This is a genomic window from Solitalea agri (assembly GCF_023914155.1).
Lineage (GTDB): Bacteria > Bacteroidota > Bacteroidia > Sphingobacteriales > Sphingobacteriaceae > Solitalea > Solitalea agri.
The window spans coordinates 1-793 of record NZ_JAMWYS010000065.1 but is presented as its reverse complement, the minus strand read 5'-3'; the positions used below and the strand labels follow the sequence as shown (position 1 = coordinate 793).

The 793-nt window shown below is 47.5% G+C and carries 1 protein-coding gene; it reads left to right on the top strand.

Going from position 1 to position 793, the window contains the following annotated elements:
• Positions 1–793 (top strand): transposase (locus tag NF867_RS18260; protein WP_252589846.1); only part of this gene is annotated, 793 nt, incomplete at both ends.

Sequence of the window (793 nt, the reverse complement as noted above, 5' to 3'; positions counted from 1 at the left end):
GCCCTTTTCCGAGTGGCTGGTCTGTATGGAACATACCGGCGTGTATGTCCTGGGACTGAGTGCTTTCCTGCAAAGTCGACAAATTACCTATGCATTGGAAAATCCACTGCAAATTAAACGGAGCATGGGCATTTGCCGGGGCAAAACCGATCGAGCCGACAGTTCTATCATTGCTCAGTATGCCTTACGCTTTCAGGACCGCTTGCGTGCCTATCAACTGCCATGTGCCACTCTTCAGTCCATTCGCATATTGTTAGGCCAGCGTGAGCGGCTGGTGAATTGCATGCGGCAATTGGAACTAGGGATGCAAAGTGCCAAAGCGTATTCCTGTAACCTGTTGGAAGAGCTGCAGGCGGCTAACCTGCATATCATGGAGCAAATGAAACAGGAAACTCACCGATTAGATAAGCAATTACAAACGGTCATCCAGGCAGATGAAACCCTAAAAAGTCGTTATGAACTGATCGTGAGTGTGCCCGGTATCGGCTTGCAAACTGCAGCCTACATTTTGTTATACACCGTGGGGATGAAACGGTTTGAATCGCCGCGGCAGTTTGCCTGCTATTGTGGTGTAGCTCCTTTTGACTATCGCTCGGGAAGCAGTATCCGGGGTAAAACCCGCGTCCATTACCTAGCCAATCGAAAACTCAAAAGTTTATTACACCTGTGCAGCTTAAATGCGGTCAGGAATGACCCGGAATTAAAAAAATATTATGAGCGCAAGCAAGCAGAAGGCAAAAATGCCATGAGTGTTTTGAATGCCATTCGCTTTAAACTGATTTGCAGAGTGTTT